This is a genomic window from Embleya sp. NPDC001921 (assembly GCF_053594475.1).
In genome coordinates this window covers 1-2152 of sequence record NZ_JBSFEO010000151.1, presented here as the reverse complement: position 1 = coordinate 2152, position 2152 = coordinate 1, and the positions used below count along the sequence as shown (strand labels likewise).

The 2152-nt window shown below is 73.8% G+C and carries 1 protein-coding gene; it reads left to right on the top strand.

The features are described 5' to 3' along the window. Positions 1–3 precede the first annotated feature (3 nt). Positions 4–2152, top strand: a 2149-nt coding sequence (locus ACWCPW_RS51885) for an acyltransferase domain-containing protein (protein WP_449768668.1), incomplete at its 3' end; no start/stop codon positions are given.

Sequence of the window (2152 nt, the reverse complement as noted above, 5' to 3'; positions counted from 1 at the left end):
CATGTGGTCGGGGTGTTGTCGTTGGAGGATGCGTGTCGTCTGGTGGTGGCGCGTGGCCGGTTGATGCAGGCGTTGCCGGTGGGTGGTGCGATGGCTGCGATCGGTGCCGCGGAGGCGGACGTTCTGCCGCTGCTGGCGGGGCGGGGAGACGTTGTCGGTGTCGCGGCGATCAACGGCCCCGCGTCGGTGGTCGTTTCGGGTGCCGAGGCGGTGGTTTCCGAAGTCGCGGCTCACTTCGAGGGGTTGGGGCGTCGGGTGCGGCGGCTGCGGGTCAGTCACGCGTTCCACTCGCCGCTGATGGACCCGATGCTCGACGAGTTCCGCGGCGTGGTCGGCGAACTCATCTACGGCCGGGCCGAGTCCGACTACGTGTCCACGGTCGAGGCCGACGGGGACTGGACCGATCCCGAGTACTGGGTGCGCCACGTCCGGCAGCCGGTGCGCTTCCACGACGCGATCGTCGCGCTCGGTGCGCGCGGCGTCGCGGCGTTCGTGGAACTCGGCCCCGACAGCGCGCTGACCGCGCTGATCCGGGGCGGGCTCGATGCCGCCGACGACGCGGTGACCGTGGTACCGGTCCTGCGCAAGGACCGCGCCGAGGCGGAGAGCGCGCTGTCCGCGCTGGCGACTCTGCATGTGTGCGACGTGGTCCCGGACATCCGATGGGACACCTTCCACCCGGGCGCCCGTCGGGTGGACCTGCCCACCTACGCGTTCCGGCACCACCACTACTGGCTGGACCTGTCCGCGGCCGGGAACACCGACGCGGCGGGCCTGGGTCTGGCCGCGCTCGGGCACCCGCTCCTGGGCGCGGCGGCGGAACGCGCGGACGGCGGTGGCGTGTTGTTCACCGGTCGACTGTCCCTGCGCACCCACCCGTGGCTGGCCGACCACGTGGTGATGGACACGGTGCTGCTGCCCGGAACCGCCTACGTGGAACTGGCGGTGCGCGCCGGCGACGAGGTGGGCTGCGGCCTGCTCGAGGAACTGACCCTGGAGGCGCCGCTGATCGTCCCGGAGCGCGGCGCGGTGGTCGTGCAGCTCTGGGTCGACGGGCCACAGGACTCCGGGCGACGCACGTTCGGCCTGTACTCCCGCGCCGAGGAGGACGGCGGCGAGCACGCCTGGCAGCGGCACGCCACCGGCACCCTCGCCCGCGTGGTGGAGCCCGCCGGGATCGACGCCGACCCGCTCGGCGAGTGGCCGCCGACCGACGCCGACCGGGTGGACCTGGACGGCTTCTACGAGCGGCTCGCCGGGCTCGGCTACGGGTACGGCCCGACCTTCCGGGGCCTGCGGGCCGCCTGGCGCCGAGGCGACGACATCCTCGCCGAGGTCGCGCTGCCCGACGACGCGTCCGTCGCCGGCTTCGGCATGCACCCCGCGCTGCTCGACGCCACGCTGCACGCGACCTTCCTCCAGTCGGCGGCGGACGGACTGCGGATCGGCCGGGGCGCGCTGCCCTTCGCCTGGGAATCCGTGGTGCTCCAGGCCGGCGGTGCCTCCTCGGTCCGGGTCCGAGTGTCGCCGATCGGCGACAGCGCGGTGTCCATCACCGTCACCGACCCGATCGGGCGCCCGGTGATCTCGGTGGGCTCGCTGGTGCTGCGCCCGATGTCGGCCGACGGGCTCCGGGAACGGCGCCCCGCGCACCGGGACGCGCTCTTCCGCGTGGACCGGGTGCCCACCGCGCTGGGCACGGCGGACCCCGCGGCCGTGGCGTCGACGCCGCTGCGCTGCTCGGACCTGGCCACGGTGCGCGAGGCGGGTGCGTACGTACTCGACGCGCTCCAGCGGCACCTGGCGGATCCGAGCGCACCGCCACTGGTCGTGGTGACGTGCGGTGCGGTCGGGGATCCGGTGCAGGGTGCGGTGTGGGGTCTGGTGCGGTCGGCGCAGTCGGAGCATCCGGGTCGGTTCGTCTTGTTGGACGTGGATGTGCCGGAGACGGCGTCGGCGGAGTTGGTGGCCGCCGTGGTGGCGTCGGGCGAGCCGCAGGTGTTCGTGGCGGAGGGTGCGGCGAGTGTGCCGCGTCTGGCGCGCCTGGCGCCGGTCGAGGATGCCGGCGGGCCTGATTGGGGTTCCGGGTCGGTGTTGGTGACCGGTGGTACCGGGAGTCTGGGTGGGTTGGTGGCTCGGCATCTGGTGGTTC